We start from the raw sequence: 13,693 nt of genomic DNA, 5'->3' as shown, positions 1-13,693 counted from the left end.
CACCCGCCTCTGTCCGCGTAGAAATTCGAACGCCGGTCGGTCGTGGCTCCCCCCACGGACGAATCTGCCCAACATCGACCTGAGCCGGACCGCCAGACCGGTCAAGCGCTGTCGCCCGCGGGGTGTTCCGCTTCGGTGAATCCATCGCGGATTTCCTGGACTTCATGCTCGCGCACGACGACAAGCCGCTGGACGCTCGCGGCCAAAGCGCCGGCGCGGCCGAGCACCGGCGGTCTGCGTCCAGCGAGGTTCAGTAGGGGTATCCGGGGATGTTCATCTCCATCGCATAGAGCGACGCGCCCGCCGTGATGTAAAGGGTCTTTCGATCGGCCCCGCCGAACGCGACGTTCGACACCTCGCCCAACCCCGTGATCTTGCCGAGGCTCGCGCCGCTCGGCGCGACGATCTCGATGCCCTCACGCCACGCGATGTAGACATTGCCCGCGCAGTCGACACCCATTCCGTCGGCATTCGGCAGGTTCGCGGCGAAATCGGACGAGGCGCCGGGCGCTCCGTCGGCGCTCAGCGTATAGCGACGGATCCGGCCGGGGGTGAACTCGGTCACGTACAGCACGCTCTCGTCCGGCGAGAGCGCGACACCGTTGGGGGTCTCCAGCGTGCCGATGAGGCTCACCGCGCCGGACGGGGACACGCGGTAAGCAGCTGTCGGCAGCTCCGGCCAGCCGCTGCTGAGCTGAAAAGCGGGATCGCTGAAGTAGACGTTGCCGTCGCTCCGCACGACGACATCGTTCGGGGAGCTGAACCGCTTGCCCATGTACGACCCGGCGACCTCGCGCCGCGCCTTCGTGCCGAGATCGAACACGGAGATGCTGCGCGTGTCGTGGGTACATGCGATGAGGTTCCCGTCGCTGTGGAGGCTCAGCCCGTTCGTCCCGCTGTTCTCGAGGAACACCTCGAACGCGCCCGGCGGCGTGAGCCTCTGGATCTTCGCCTTTGGACCGTTGAGGGGCGGAGAGTTCTGCGCCCGCAGGTCGATCTCCGAGAAGAACAGCGCCCCGAGCTCGGCGACCCAGACCGGGCCCTCGACGTACGTGAACCCCCCTCTCACCAGCTGCGCCATGCCGTTCGCCGGCACCGGATCGGCCGCGTACGGGCCGCCCGGGCAGACGACCGACACGTCGTCACCGCCGCCCGCCCCGGCGCCGCCCGCCCCGGCGCCGCCGCTGCCGCTGCCGCTGCCGCTGCCGCTGCCGCTGCCGCTGCCGCTGCCACTGCCACTGCCGCTGCCGCTGCCGCTGCCGCTGCCACTGCCGCTGCCACTCCCCGTCGCGTCGCCCCCGCTGCCGCTCGTCGCCGCGGCGCTGCTCGCCCCCACGCTGCCCGCGCTGGTGCCGCTGGAGCTCGTGGCCCCCACGCTGCCCGTGGAGCCGCTCGACCCGCCAGCCCCAGAGCCGCTGGAAGATCCGCCCCCGCCCTCCGACTCGAGCGGGTCGTCGCCACCGCCACAGCCGTTCGCCGCAGCGAACACGATCCAAGAAACGACGAGCGAGTACCTGACCTTCATAAGTAAGTGCCTCCAAGCGCCCCCGGATGGTGTGCCGATAGGGCACGCTCATCTTCGTCAGCTCGCCTCGCGCCGCAAGGGCCAGGTGCCCGAGCGGCACGGCGCCTCAAACGCGCGCTCCGCAGGCCAAGGACCGTCGCAACGCGGTGCGCCGTGAACGGCGGCGGCGGGCGAGGAGGCAACCGGCGGTCCGCGACGATAGGATGCAGGCACATCATGAAAATTGCTGTTTACGGCTTCGGATCCATCGGTGGTTTGCTCGGCGCCCGGCTGGCCACGGCCGGCTGCGACGTCAGCGCCGTCGCGCGCGGAGAGAACCTCGCCGCCTTGCAGAAGCGCGGCCTGCTGCTGCAAGGCGAGGGAGAAATCACCCGCGTGCCGATCCGCGCTGCAGAGGATCCGGCCGCGCTCGGCGCGCAGGACGTCGTGATCATCGCGGTCAAGGCCACCGCGCTGGCCGACGTCGCCGCGCGCATCGGTCCGCTGCTCCGCGAGGACACGATCGTCGTCCCCGCGATGAACGGCGTGCCGTGGTGGTTCTTCGCGCCCGAGAACGTGCCGTATGCCGGCGCCCGGCTCCAGTCGCTCGACCCGGGCGACGTCGTGCCGCGCGCCATCCGGCTCCGCCAGGTGGTCGGCTGCGTCGTGCATCTGTCGGGTTCCAGCCCGGAACCCGGGATGGTGCGCGTCGGCCCCGGCAACCGCCTGCTCGTCGGCGAGCCGGCCGGCGGACCTTCGGACCGGGTGGTCGCGCTGGTCAAGCTGCTGAAGCGCGCCGGCTTCCAGGCCGAGGCCAGCGCCCATATCCGGACCGACATCTGGTACAAGCTGTGGGGCAACATGACGATGAACCCGGTGTCGGTGCTCACCGGTGCGACGTGCGATCGGATACTGGACGATCCGCTGGTGCGCGGCTTCTGCCTTCAGGCGATGCAGGAAGCGGCGGCGATCGGCGAGAGGATCGGTTGCCCGATCGCGCAGAGCGGAGAAGACCGGATGGAGGTCACGCGCAGGCTCGGCGCGTTCAAGACATCGATGCTTCAGGACGCGGAAGCAGGCAAGTCGCTGGAGATCGACGCGCTGGTGACCGTGGTCCACGAGATCGGCAAGCTGACCGGCGTACCGACGCCGACCATCGACGGCTTGCTCGGCCTCGTGCGCCTGTGCGGCCGCACGCGCGGCCTGTATACCGGATGATCCAAACGTCGCTCAGGGCCGGGCTCCACCGCAGTCGCCCGGGCAATTGCAGTCGTTCTCACCCGCGCCACAGGCGCCATCGCCGCATTTCACGCAGAGGTGCGCGTCGGGCGCCGTGGTCACGCACGCACCGTCGACCCGCGCCATGCTCGCGATGGGCGTGAGACCCGGGCAGCAGGTCGTGAACGACTTGCTCGACGCCATCCCTCCCTCGCCCGAGCAGCGCGACTCGAGCGCGGCGCACGAGCCGTCGGCTTGCTGGACATACCCGGGCAAGCAGTCGCACTGCGGCCGCCGGGGGCGCAGCACCGGGACCGTGCCGGCCGGGCCGCTCGGCCCGAGCTGAACGGTGGCCGCCGCCGGAGACCGCGCCGGCGCAGCGCCGTCCGGGCTCGCCGGCGGCGCGGGACTGGCTCCCTCCGGGCCCGTCGGCCCCGCGGGAGGCGTGGCGATCTTGCCGTCCGGCGTCTGGGACTCGATCGGGATCCAGTCGACGATCTGGCCGTCCGGCGTGACCGTTGTGGCCACCACGTGCTCGCGGGGAGGCCGCGGCGTTCCCCCCGGCGCGCAGGGGTTGTCAGCGCCCGGGTGAGGGGGATCCGCCGGGTCGGGCCCCCTGGCGGCGCAGGCCGTGGCGAGGAGCATCAGGGGACACAGGAGCAGAGCAAGCGCGTGCATGGGCATGGAAACACGAGAGCCCGCGGGATCTTACAGCGCCGCGCCGCCTGCGGCGACGCACGGTCTCGCCCAGTGCCATCCTTGTCCGTACGACCGAGTGCGTAGTACACTCGACGCTGAAGCGGTGCGCTTGCATCTGGCAGCCCTAGAGAGACAAACGGGTTGAGACCACGAGAAAGAGCAGGAATTTCACAGGGAGACGGGGAGGCGGGGAGCGAGAGACGGCAAGAGGGAGAACTTCATTTTTTCTTCCTCCCCGCCTCCCTGTGAAAATTCTCCGGGTTTCAACGTGATCGTTGTTCCAGACAGGGCCGCGGCCTCTGGCGCCGAAGCTGGGTAGTAACGTTGTAGCTGCCCTCGCCACCCGGACCTGCGCCATCCCGACGTGGCTCGGCACGCTCAACCTGGGTCGGGTCACGCCCGCGCCGCCTGGGCCGGCGGACATGGCGGCGGAGCGGCCGGCGTCGCGCGGATGCCTCGGAGGTGACGCAGCGTCGGGGGTGTTGTAGCTGCAATCTTCGCTGTGCAGCGCTGTGTACCTGGCCTCGGCTTGCTGATCGCGGGCGCCCTCACGGGCGCGTGCGCTGCCGCGCCGGACGCGCCCGCGCGGCCCACGGGCGACGTCGAGGCGCCGGCCGGCAGCGCGCTGCCTGGAGCCCCGGAGGCGGCGCGGGTGCCCATGCCGAGGCCGGCGCGGGCGCGGCTCGAGGCGGCGGTGAGCGCGAACCAGGCCTGCGAGGGGTGCCACGAGGAGGTGGCGCGGGAGTGGCGCGCGTCGCTCCACCACCGGGCGAACACAGAGCCGGCCTACCGGCGGGCGTTCGCGATCGAGCCGATGCCGTTCTGCCGGGCCTGTCACGCGCCCGAGGCGAGGCCGGAGGAGCCGGAGCCGGAGGCGATCGGGGCGCTCGGCGTGGGGTGCGTGACGTGCCACGTGACGGGCGACGCCGAGGGCGAGCTCGCGAGGCAGGCGGTGGCGCCGGTGCTCGCGGCGCCGTGGGCGGGGCGCGGGGCGCCGCCGGCGGCGCCGCACGCGGTGATCCGGGACGCGCGGTTCGGGGGCGCGGACGCGTGCGCGGCCTGCCACGAGTTCGCGTTCCCCACGGCGCGAGGGCGGTCCGCCGCGGAGCTGATGCAGTCGACCGTCATCGAGCACCGCGCGTCGCCGGCCGCGGACCAGCCCTGCGCGGCGTGCCACATGCCCCGCGGGCCGGGGGGGCGGCGCGGCCACGGGTTCGCGGGATCGCGTGACGAGGCGCTCGTGCGGAGCGCCGTGGCGGTGACGGCGCGGCGCCTCTCGGCGACGCGCGTGGCGGTGACGCTCGCGCCCGCGAACGCGGGGCACGCGTTCCCGACGGGGGATCTGTTCCGGAGGCTCGAGGTGTCGGCCGAGGCGCTCGGGCCCGACGAGCTGGTGCTGGGGCAGGAGGCGCGCTACCTGACGCGGCACTTCGCGCTGCGGCCCGGGGCGATCGGGCGGAAGCTCGTGGCCGACGATCGGGTGCACGCGGAGCCCGTGACGGTGGAGCTCGACGTCGGGGCCGCCGGCGAGGGGCGCGCGATCGCGTGGCAGGTGGCCTACCAGCGGGTGGCGCACCCGAGCGGGGTGGACCTGCGCGACGCGGAGATCGAGGGCGAGATCCGGGTCGCGTCGGGGAGGCTCGCGCCATGAGCGAACGAGGGATCGGCGCGAGGGGAAGCAGCCCGGCGTGGCGAGCGGTCCGGGGGGATGAGCGGCCGGGCAGCCGGCGTGTCGAGGATGAGAGCACGGGAGCGCGGCGCGGCGGTCCGGCGCGGCCGTGCCTGGAGGAGGACGAGCGATGATCGGGCGAAGGACGTGGTGGGGGCTGGGCGGGCTCGTGATGGCGATGGCAGGGTGCGGACCTGCGCCTGCGCCGCAGGCCGCGGACGGGCCGCGCGCGGAGGCCGCGGCGCAGGGGCCGGGCGCGGCAGGCGCGGCAGGCGCGGCAGGCGCGGCAGGCACGGCGGGCACATCGAGCACCGCAGGCGCGGCGGGCGGGGTGAAGGCGGACGAGGCGGCGAAGCCGGCGCCGCCGCCGAAGTCGGCGTTCGCGCCGGTGGCGCAGATCCCGGAGGAGGTCGAGCTGCTGCTTCACCCGGTGGAGGGGGCGCTGCTCGTGTCGACCTCCAACCGGACGGTGATCGAGGGGGAGCAGGAGGCCGTGGCCGCCGCCGTCGGCGTGCTGAAGGACGGGAAGATCGAGTTCCCGAAGCGGCTGCACCTGCCGGGGTGGTGGGTGTCCGTGATCGGCGTCCACGGGCGCTATCCCGACCAGCTCGACCTGATCGCGACGGGCACGACGGGCCGCACCGGCGTCGCCGAGCACCACGTGCTGGGGGCGAAGGGCTGGGTGCAGCGCGTGAGCGACGCGGGGCAGTGGTTCACCGGGGTGGCGAGCATGGGCAGCTCGCTCGTGGGGCTGGTGGGGCCGACGATGATCGGGCCCTCGAGGTTCGTCACGCTGCGCGGGCCCAGGGTGGGACTGACGATCACGCCGGCGCCCAGGAAGGGAGAGTGCCGCGGGTTCGACTTCGAAGGGGCATCGCGTTACTCGGAGACCGAGGTCCGCCCGGAGGCATTCGGGGCGACGCGCGATGGGACCGCGCTGAGCTACGGGCTCGACTGCAAAGGGGAGAGCGCCCTGGAGGTCTGGAAGCCGGGCGAGAAACGCTCGACCATCCTGCCCATCCCGGCGCCGTTCGATGAGAAGGCCGACGATGTGCGCAAGCTGATCCTGCCGGGCCCCGGCGACGGCGAGGCGTGGATCGTGGACGGGGGTGTGCTCCGCTACCAGGGCGGGCAGGCGAAGAAGATCGACCCTCCGGCGAAGGGCGCGCGCGTGCTCACGGCGTCGGCGGCGCCGGACGGGACGCTGTGGGCGCTCGCGGACGGCGCGCTGTTCGCGCGCAAGGGAGATGCCTGGGAGCAGGCGCCGCTGCCGGACGGGGTGAAGGCCCGCGACGTGGCCGTGGGGAGCGACGGGGCGGTGTGGGTCGCGGCCGGCGGGGCGATCCTGAAGCACGGCGGCGCCGGCGAGGCCGCGGGTGCGGCGCCCGGGAGCATCCAGCTCCAGAAGGGGCCGCCGCCGAAGCCCAGGGAGAACCGGACCTTGCCCAGGCCCGGCGGGCCGAAGTGCCCGCAGAACCTCGTGGTGCTCTACACGTTCAGCAAGACGGCGCCGGACGACTACGACTTCCCGCTGACGCGCAAGGCGCTCAAGGGACGCACGGAGTTCTCGCCGGCGCGCTTCGTGGTGACGCGCGACATGGGACAGCGCTTCTTCGCCGCGTTCGTGCCGACCTGGGATCTCGCCAAGAAATTGGAGGAGCGGATCAAGACCGATGTGCAGGGCTCGACGCCGCAGATCGTGTGCGCCACGCCGGAGGTGGTGCGGGAGCTCAAGCTGGATCTGAAGACGGGAGAGGTCGCGAAGTAAGACGGGTGAAGACGGCGCGGCCGGGGCGCCGGCGTGCGGCGGCGCCTCCGTCGATGGGCCTCCGTCCGCCGCAGCCAGCGGCGGCGCCGTTCACAGGTGCCGGGTCTCTGCCGGTGGCGCGCCCCAGTCGTTGTTGCGTCCGTCGGCGAACCGGATCGGCGCGGAGACGAGCTCGGCGAGATCCACGTCGTCCAGCGAAGCGAGCTGGACCGCCACATAGTCGCCGCCGATCGCCTCGACATATCCGCGCCCGAACGAGCGGACGCCGCAGTGTCGACAGAACAGGTGGTGCCCGGCCTTCATGCCGAACTGGTAGTCGCTCAGCGCGTCCTCACCCGCGAGCAACCGGAACGCGTCCGGCTTGAGGATCACGTTCCAGTTTCTCGTCTTGGTGCAGATAGAGCAGTTGCACTTGTTGGTTCCAGCGCTCAGGTCGATGTCGGCCTCGAAGCGGACCGCGCCGCAGTGGCAGCTCCCTGTATAGGTCTTCTTCATGCGCAAACCTCCTGGCAGGACAGGCGTTCACGTTCGAACGCTCGACCGCCTGAAGGTCTGACGGTACCCGAATCCGCGCCGGCGGGAGCCCCCTTCGAAGCGCCGCCGCGCGGTCTGGAGGCGCGCCGCGCCCGCGGCGCCCGGGCGTCCTTCAGCCGAGCCGCGGGTTCGTTGCCCTGACACGCCTGTCATGCCGCTCGGCGGGGCGCCCGGCACAAGGCGTCAGGAGCGCCGGCTTCTTGCGCCCGCGCAGGTGGTCTACGCGTTGCTTCGCCAGCGCCTCCATCCACGGCGGTCCCGCCGGAGAGAGGATGGATCCATGACCTTATCTCTTTTTTCCCTCGTCCCGCTCGGCTCCTGCGTGCGCACGACCGCCGCGCTCGCCGCCGGATTCGCCATGGTCTCCGCCATGCCCGGCTGCATCCTGAACCAGAAGCAATGCACCGAGATGGCCTGTAGCGACGCCTTCACCATCACCGCCGCGACGGCGAACAAGAGCTGGGCAGCGGGAGAGTACACGCTGGAGCTCGCGGTGGACGGCAACGCCGTGTCGTGCGCCTACAGCTGGACGAACACGTCGAGCGTCGGCGGCAGCGGCGTGTTCGTCCAGTGCAGCCCGAGCGTCAGTGTCTCGGTCAATGCGGTGAGCATCTGCACGGAGACGAAGCACGGCGACGCCGTCTCCCAGAGCTGCGTCCCGGCCCCCGGGCAGTTCACGCAGCAGCTCGCGATTCGTGGCACGCCGGCGCGCGTCGACGTCGTCGTGCGCCGGGACGGCGCGCTCCTCGGAGAGCGGAGCTTCACCCCCGCGTACCGGACCTGGTACCCGAACGGCGAAGACTGCGGGTCTGCGTGCCGACAGGACGCGCAGGACTGGGCGCTCCCGTAGCCCTCGGCGCCGCAGGGGCGCCGAGGCGCTTACCTAATCCCAGCGAGCAGAGAGGACGCTTCTCATCCGGTCGATCCGCAGCGCCCTCTCCAGGGCGCGCCCCTCGTAGGCGCTGAGCAGCGCGGGGAGCGCCTGCCGGGCCAGCGCCAGCAGCGCGCGGCGGCGGACCTCCGGATCGAGCCTGCCCTCGACGACGATCTGGCTGAAGGCCAGGGCGAGGATCGCCTCGTCGCGGGTGAGCAGGCCGTACTCGTCCTCTTCGCCGAGCGCCTCGACCTCGGCCGCTTCCACGGCGTCCCAGCCGGCATTGCCGACCTCCCAGCGCTCGAGGAGCTCGTCGAGCAGCTCGATCGGGCTCTTCTTCGGGTGCTCGTCGCGGAAGTCGCGGAAGGCGGTGAGGGTCTCGTGCGCGGTCTCGTTGCCGAACGGAGCGGTCTCGTCGGTGAGCGACCAGAAGAACGGGTCGGCGAGGGCAGCGGCCGCCCTGGGGTGGCAATCGTCGGGGGAGAGGTCGGGGAGCTCGGGCGCTTCGATCATGGGAGAGGGCTTTCCGTCGGCTGAGGCGCGGGCGCGCCGCGCCGCCACCTTACCGCGTCGGCGCGCCCCGTCCGAGCGCGGCGCTCTCCTCCCCCGTCATTTCCAGTGCCCCCTGCCCTTCCCCTTGCCCTTGTGCTTGTGCTTGTGGATGACGAGGACCCGGCCGTCGTCGTCATCGTCGTCGTGCACCACCACCGTCGGCCTGACGTCGACCTTCACGGCCCACGTGGTCGCCACCAGGATGCCGATCACGGGCGCGCTCGGGCCGACCACGATCACCGCGCCTGGACGGTAACCGCAGAGGACCACGTGCGTGTGCCCGCCTTCCTTGAGCACCACCGTGACCTTGGTCGGATTGACCTTCACGTTGAGCTTGCCGGTGAAGTAGAGCCGATCGGGCCCAGGCGCGAGCACGATGACGTCCGGCCCCGACGCCGTCTGGATCGCGAGCTTGATCTCGCGCTCGCCGATCGGCACCGGCTTGAGGTTGAGATCCAGCACGTACACGCGCAGATCGCCGCTCTCCTTGTCGGCGACGATCTCCACGATGTCGTCTCCGACCGGCTGGAGCACGCCCCCGTTCGGCCCCTTGGTCCCGTCGAGCTGGGTGGTCTGGTGCTCCCTGGCGCTCTCCTGGAGCTCCCGGGTCCCGCCGCGCGGCACGTGCAGCACCCCCTTGAACGGCTCGCCCTTCACCTTGAGCTCGTAGCTGACCTCGGTCAGGTCGTCCTCGAGCGGCGGGAGCTTGGCGAGCAGCACGCCCCCCGACTTGGCCTCCGGCACGAGCGCCGCGCTCATGGGGGCTCCGCCCTTGCCAGGCGCCTTGACCGAGACGCTGCCCGACACGTCCGCCGCGATGGGCTTGCCGTCGCGATCCTTCACCAGCGCCGTGACCTGCCCGTCCTGGGCCACCGTCATGACGACGGACCCGGGCTCGTGCTGCTCCGTCAGCGCCCAGTTGTCCTCGATGCTCTCCGCCGTGATCTGCGGCGACTTGCTGCAAGCGGGCGAGACGAGCGCCGCGGAGGAGACCCCGAGCGCGACGACCATGGACCGGAGACAACGTTGGATTCGCATACACCCCTCTCTGGTGACACCTTGAAGGCGCGATCGCCTCATACCTGCTTGCGCGTCACGGACCAGATGAATCCGTCGTACCAGAAGTGCATCAGCGCGACGGTCTGCGTGATCGACCACAGCGCGCGGTCCTCCGCCGGCGCGAGCTCGGCCCAGACCCCGTACACAAGGACGCCCGCGAGGAAGACCGCCACCGCGACCGGCGTTCCGGCCCGGAGCGCGTCGAGGCGCAGCCGGCGGCGGAGGCGGCCGCCCTCCGACCACCAGACGAGCGCCAGGTACTGCACGGCGTGGAACAGGTTCATGATGAAGAAGGCCTGTCCCCAGGGGTTGAAACCCCACGTGTAGATCGAGCAGAGACCCGTGCTCACGAGCAGCCACACCTTGGGGAACGACACCCGATACCCCCGCCGGACCATCCCTCGGTAAGCGAGCGCGTAATAGAGCAGGTACGACGTGCCCGCGGCGATGACGGCCCAGCTGATGACGCGGTGGCTCGACGTCATCAGCGCAGGGACGGCGGTGAAGAAGGCGGGGCCCACGCCCTCGAAGGCGTCGAAGCTCTGGAAGTGGAGGAGCATCGTCGCGCCGCCCAGGATGGGGCCGGCATAGAGGACGAGGTTGAGCCACAGATCCAGCCGGCGGCCGAGCGCCGGCGCGTTCCCCGCGCGCGCGTCGTAGATGCGCCCGAGGCCGAAGGTCTGGAGCGCCGAGTGGTAGACGTCCCAGAACACAACGAGGACCGACACGCAGGCGACGGCCCACATGGACAGCATCATCGCGGCGAACAGGGCGACCGGCGCCACGAGGAAGCGGAGGCGGTGCCGCCGGAAGATGTCCGCGTTGCCGTGGCTCCGGAGGAGCACCGCGGCGAGGTGGCCGTGGATGAGCGTGCCGATGAAGAGCCCCGCCCACGTGACCTTCTCCCCGTGAAGCCTGAACCTCGCGTCGGCGAACGGCGTCCCCGCGATCAGGGCGCCCGCGGCGAGCGCGACGAGCGGCGGGAGCAGGAAGAAGGCCCAGTCATACAAGGGGCCGACGATGTACGCGGCCCGGCCCACACCGAGCAGCGCAGCGGACGCGGGCTCGGCCCGTGCGCTCATGCGGGACGCGGGGCCGCCGCGGGCCGCGGCTCCGGTGCTGCTGGCGAGAAGCCGATCGTCCATCCCTGCACGGCGAGGTGATCGACGAGCGACAGCAGGAAGAGATTCACGCCGAGCATCTCCATCGACTCCTCCACGAAGTCGATGAGCGCGTAGATCAGGTTGTCGCTCCCGGCCCGCTCGGTCCAGTACCCGAGGGGCAGCTCCAGGACGAGGGCCCCGGTGACATAGATCCCGCCCGAGAGGAGGAATCGATTCCGCGTATCTCGCGGGAGGTGCGAGAGGAACCGGAGGTATGCGACCACGAACGCCGCCACCGCGGCGGCCGCCGGGATCACCCAGCTGAAGTACAGGACCCCGCCCAGATCGAGCCAGGAGCTCGCCGCTTCATGGATCTCGACCACCTCGTCGAGCGAGATGTAGAGGAACGCCGCGGAGAGCCCCCACCAGTGCTTCACGAACTTGCCCGTGCGTCGGGCGCCGGCGGCAATGACAGCGAGCGTGAGTGAGCACACGAACAGCAGTGACGAGGTGTACCACGTGGGCACATTCTGTTCGTAGCTCAGCGAGAACAACGGGACGACACCGCTCTGGCTCCTCAGGTGGAGGAGCGGCTTGAGCACCTCGACGGCGAGCCCGGCGCCCGCGATCACCGCCATCACGGCGAGCAGCGCGACCTGGAGCCGGGCCCTCGGGAGGGTGATCTGCATCGAAGGAGAAGAACTACGCCAGGACGCCGGACACGGTCAACGCGTAAAGCAGCCGACACCGGCGCAGCGGGGCTGCGCCGCGCGCCCTGGCGAGCGGACTCGGGAGCGCTCGCCATGCGCTCTCGATCCACGTGGGTGCAATGCGGTGAGGGCGAACAGGCTCCCCCGCTGCGTTCGCCCCTGCTGTCCTGCTGCCCCGCATCGCCGCCGGACATGCGCTCAAGGAGCGCTATAGGACACGATCTCGCCTTCGAAGCGGTAGTCACCGCCGTTGGTCCAGAACACGTCCTGACCTTCCGGGGCGATGATGCGCCAGGCGAAGTGCTGGCCGAGCGCGAGCACGGTGGTCTTGTTCTTCACGAGATCATGGGCCTGGACGCTGCGGTTCCGGCTCATGTCCGTCGAGAAGAGCGTCGAGCCCCTGAGGGCCAGCCCCCCCATCGAGCCCCCCTGGTAGATCAGCGTCTTCGCCCCTCCGCCGATCGGCGCCTTGAACACGCCGCCGTCACCGGTGTTGGCCCAGTAGACGAACTGCGCGTCCACCGCGATCCCGGCCGGCTCTCCCTCGTTCTCGGCGACGACCGTCACGTCCCCGCCCGACTTCGCCACCTTGTAGACCTTGTTCGTCGTGGCGCCGCCGGTCCAGTAGATATTCGCGGCGTCCTGCGCCAGGTGCTCCGGCGCCCCGGCGTCGGCGGCGAGCACGACGGGCTCGCCGCCGTCGAGCGGCATCTTGTAGATGTTGTGTCCGTCGCCATCGCCGAAATAGACGGACGACTCGTCGCCGATGACGCTCAGCACGTAGCCGATCTCGACAAGCGTCTCCATCTCCAGGGTCGATTTGTCGACGCGCTTGAGCGCCGAAGGGATGATCGGATCGTTGTCTCCGCCGCTCGCCCAGTACACGTGGGAGGCGTTGACCCACAGCGCCTTGGGGTCCGGATCCGCGGGGGTCATCGCCTCCACCTCGGTCGTGCCCGGCATGACGCGATAGATGTAGCCGTCGTTCGAGTCCGCGGGCGCGGTGGACTCGGTGCCGCCGCTCGCGAAGTAGAGGTAGGTGTCGTCGGCGGCGAGCGCCATCGGGTAGGCGTGCTGGCTCGCCATCACCCCCGCCGGGATCATCCCGGCGTAGAAGGTGCCCACGGAGGTGGTCTCCGTGATGAGCTCCGCGGCAGAGGCCTCGTGACGCTCGAGCGGCGTGAAGACGTCGGAGCCCGTCGGCGCGGAGAAGCCGTAGGCATCGAGGACGGTATTCTCCCCGAGCTCCGCCTCGAGCTCCACGGTGATCGGCAGCGTGAGCTTGATCGGCTTGGCGAACGTCTGCCCCTCCGGACCGAGGCGGTACGTGGGACCTACCGCGCCCTCGCGGGCGTCCTCGATATTCTCGATGGTGAGCTCCGTCGCCGCGCTGACCGCCCCCGGCGGCACTTCGATCTTGAATCCATCATCCCCGGTGAAGACCCCGCCCTGAGCGTCGACAGCGAACTGGGGCTCCGTCTCGTGCGTGGCGTCGTCGCCCGCGTCCGCCCCCCCGCACGACACGCTGCCCAGCCCGCACGACACGCACGCCAACACCATGAATGAGGTTCTTTTCATCGACTTGCTCCTCCTCGGGCGGTCACCGCCGCCCAAGATGGACAGGGTTGCAAGCAGGGCCACGGCCGGAGTCTCCACGGTCGTGACCTGTTAAGAATCGAACATGCCACAACGGCGCCTCTGTGCGAGATATTCGTCGAATTCCAGGGCGCGTATTCAGATCAAATGCATCCTGTATCGATGTTTCGTCCCGATAGCCAGTGCGCGTGATTCCGCCCCGGCCAGCGTGCGCTGACCATGTTGACGAAGACACAGTGATGGGTCTCCGCACGAGCGCTCAAGACCATTGAATCCGCCGAGATCGCTGCGCGCGGCCGCGGCGTGGCCGTCGCGCCCAGACGCCGGTCACGCGGCCGGCGACGCCGAACCTGAGCACGCGAGAACACACCTCCCTACCCTCCAGGGCCGTCCCGAACATGCAGTTG

At 70.8% G+C, this 13,693-nt stretch carries 12 protein-coding genes; 4 read left to right on the top strand and 8 right to left on the bottom strand.

Annotated features, from left to right (window positions below):
- Nucleotides 1-250: 250 nt before the first annotated feature.
- Nucleotides 251-1,525 (bottom strand): SMP-30/gluconolactonase/LRE family protein, encoded by a 1,275-nt coding sequence (locus tag WMF45_RS10120; RefSeq protein ID WP_437716708.1) that lies wholly within the window; start codon nt 1,523-1,525, stop codon nt 251-253.
- Nucleotides 1,526-1,741: 216 nt separating this feature from the next.
- Between WMF45_RS10120 and WMF45_RS10115 the strand changes: the two genes are divergently transcribed.
- Nucleotides 1,742-2,722 (top strand): 2-dehydropantoate 2-reductase, encoded by a 981-nt coding sequence (locus WMF45_RS10115; protein WP_437719516.1) that lies wholly within the window; start codon nt 1,742-1,744, stop codon nt 2,720-2,722.
- 12 nt (nt 2,723-2,734) lie between these two features.
- On the opposite strand, the gene WMF45_RS10110 is transcribed toward WMF45_RS10115, so the two are convergent.
- On the bottom strand, nt 2,735-3,400 hold the full coding sequence (locus WMF45_RS10110; protein ID WP_437716707.1) for a hypothetical protein: 666 nt from the start codon (nt 3,398-3,400) through the stop codon (nt 2,735-2,737).
- Nucleotides 3,401-3,923: 523 nt separating this feature from the next.
- Here WMF45_RS10110 and WMF45_RS10105 point away from each other — a divergent pair.
- Together WMF45_RS10105 and WMF45_RS10100 are read left to right on the top strand one after the other, a co-directional pair.
- Nucleotides 3,924-5,072 (top strand): multiheme c-type cytochrome, encoded by a 1,149-nt coding sequence (locus WMF45_RS10105; RefSeq protein WP_437716706.1) that lies wholly within the window; start codon nt 3,924-3,926, stop codon nt 5,070-5,072.
- A gap of 148 nt (nt 5,073-5,220) precedes the next feature.
- Nucleotides 5,221-6,858, top strand: a complete 1,638-nt coding sequence (locus tag WMF45_RS10100; RefSeq protein ID WP_437716705.1) for a hypothetical protein — start codon at nt 5,221-5,223, stop codon at nt 6,856-6,858.
- 90 nt (nt 6,859-6,948) lie between these two features.
- Here WMF45_RS10100 and WMF45_RS10095 read toward each other — a convergent pair whose 3' ends face one another.
- On the bottom strand, nt 6,949-7,353 hold the full coding sequence (locus WMF45_RS10095; protein ID WP_437716704.1) for a GFA family protein: 405 nt from the start codon (nt 7,351-7,353) through the stop codon (nt 6,949-6,951).
- 319 nt (nt 7,354-7,672) lie between these two features.
- Here WMF45_RS10095 and WMF45_RS10090 point away from each other — a divergent pair, with 319 nt between their 5' ends.
- Nucleotides 7,673-8,242, top strand: coding sequence for a hypothetical protein (locus WMF45_RS10090; protein ID WP_437716703.1), 570 nt, complete (start codon nt 7,673-7,675; stop codon nt 8,240-8,242).
- 33 nt (nt 8,243-8,275) lie between these two features.
- On the opposite strand, the gene WMF45_RS10085 is transcribed toward WMF45_RS10090, so the two are convergent.
- The 5 genes from WMF45_RS10085 to WMF45_RS10065 all read right to left on the bottom strand — a co-directional run bounded on the left by WMF45_RS10085 (nt 8,276) and on the right by WMF45_RS10065 (nt 13,268).
- The gene (locus tag WMF45_RS10085; RefSeq protein ID WP_437716702.1) at nt 8,276-8,779 is read right to left on the bottom strand and encodes a hypothetical protein; all 504 of its coding nucleotides are present in this window, start codon (nt 8,777-8,779) and stop codon (nt 8,276-8,278) included.
- A 96-nt stretch (nt 8,780-8,875) separates the two neighbouring features.
- A complete protein-coding gene (locus tag WMF45_RS10080) occupies nt 8,876-9,856 on the bottom strand; it encodes a hypothetical protein (protein ID WP_437716701.1) in 981 nt (326 codons plus the stop codon).
- A gap of 38 nt (nt 9,857-9,894) precedes the next feature.
- Nucleotides 9,895-10,959: a hypothetical protein gene (locus WMF45_RS10075; RefSeq protein WP_437716700.1), complete on the bottom strand. Its 1,065-nt coding sequence runs from the start codon at nt 10,957-10,959 to the stop codon at nt 9,895-9,897.
- A complete protein-coding gene (locus tag WMF45_RS10070; RefSeq protein ID WP_437716699.1) occupies nt 10,956-11,669 on the bottom strand; it encodes a hypothetical protein in 714 nt (237 codons plus the stop codon). Before WMF45_RS10070 ends, WMF45_RS10075 begins: the two co-directional genes overlap by 4 nt.
- Nucleotides 11,670-11,888: 219 nt before the next feature.
- Nucleotides 11,889-13,268, bottom strand: a complete 1,380-nt coding sequence (locus WMF45_RS10065) for a DUF5050 domain-containing protein (protein WP_437716698.1) — start codon at nt 13,266-13,268, stop codon at nt 11,889-11,891.
- Nucleotides 13,269-13,693: the final 425 nt, after the last annotated feature.

This window comes from Sorangium sp. So ce448, from assembly GCF_051520915.1.
Classification (GTDB): domain Bacteria; phylum Myxococcota_A; class Polyangia; order Polyangiales; family Polyangiaceae; genus Sorangium; species Sorangium cellulosum_B.
This window is presented reverse-complemented; position numbering and strand designations above follow the sequence as displayed.

Excerpts from the sequence above, each read along its gene's own strand:
- WMF45_RS10120 (WP_437716708.1), bottom strand. The coding sequence starts at position 1,525 with ATGAAGGTCAGGTACTCGCTCGTCGTTTCTTGGATCGTGTTCGCTGCG.
- WMF45_RS10115 (WP_437719516.1), top strand. The coding sequence starts at position 1,742 with ATGAAAATTGCTGTTTACGGCTTCGGATCCATCGGTGGTTTGCTCGGC.
- WMF45_RS10110 (WP_437716707.1), bottom strand. The coding sequence starts at position 3,400 with ATGCACGCGCTTGCTCTGCTCCTGTGTCCCCTGATGCTCCTCGCCACG.
- WMF45_RS10100 (WP_437716705.1), top strand. The coding sequence starts at position 5,221 with ATGATCGGGCGAAGGACGTGGTGGGGGCTGGGCGGGCTCGTGATGGCG.
- WMF45_RS10095 (WP_437716704.1), bottom strand. The coding sequence starts at position 7,353 with ATGAAGAAGACCTATACAGGGAGCTGCCACTGCGGCGCGGTCCGCTTC.
- WMF45_RS10090 (WP_437716703.1), top strand. The coding sequence starts at position 7,673 with ATGACCTTATCTCTTTTTTCCCTCGTCCCGCTCGGCTCCTGCGTGCGC.
- WMF45_RS10085 (WP_437716702.1), bottom strand. The coding sequence starts at position 8,779 with ATGATCGAAGCGCCCGAGCTCCCCGACCTCTCCCCCGACGATTGCCAC.
- WMF45_RS10080 (WP_437716701.1), bottom strand. The coding sequence starts at position 9,856 with ATGCGAATCCAACGTTGTCTCCGGTCCATGGTCGTCGCGCTCGGGGTC.
- WMF45_RS10075 (WP_437716700.1), bottom strand. The coding sequence starts at position 10,959 with ATGAGCGCACGGGCCGAGCCCGCGTCCGCTGCGCTGCTCGGTGTGGGC.
- WMF45_RS10070 (WP_437716699.1), bottom strand. The coding sequence starts at position 11,669 with ATGCAGATCACCCTCCCGAGGGCCCGGCTCCAGGTCGCGCTGCTCGCC.
- WMF45_RS10065 (WP_437716698.1), bottom strand. The coding sequence starts at position 13,268 with ATGAAAAGAACCTCATTCATGGTGTTGGCGTGCGTGTCGTGCGGGCTG.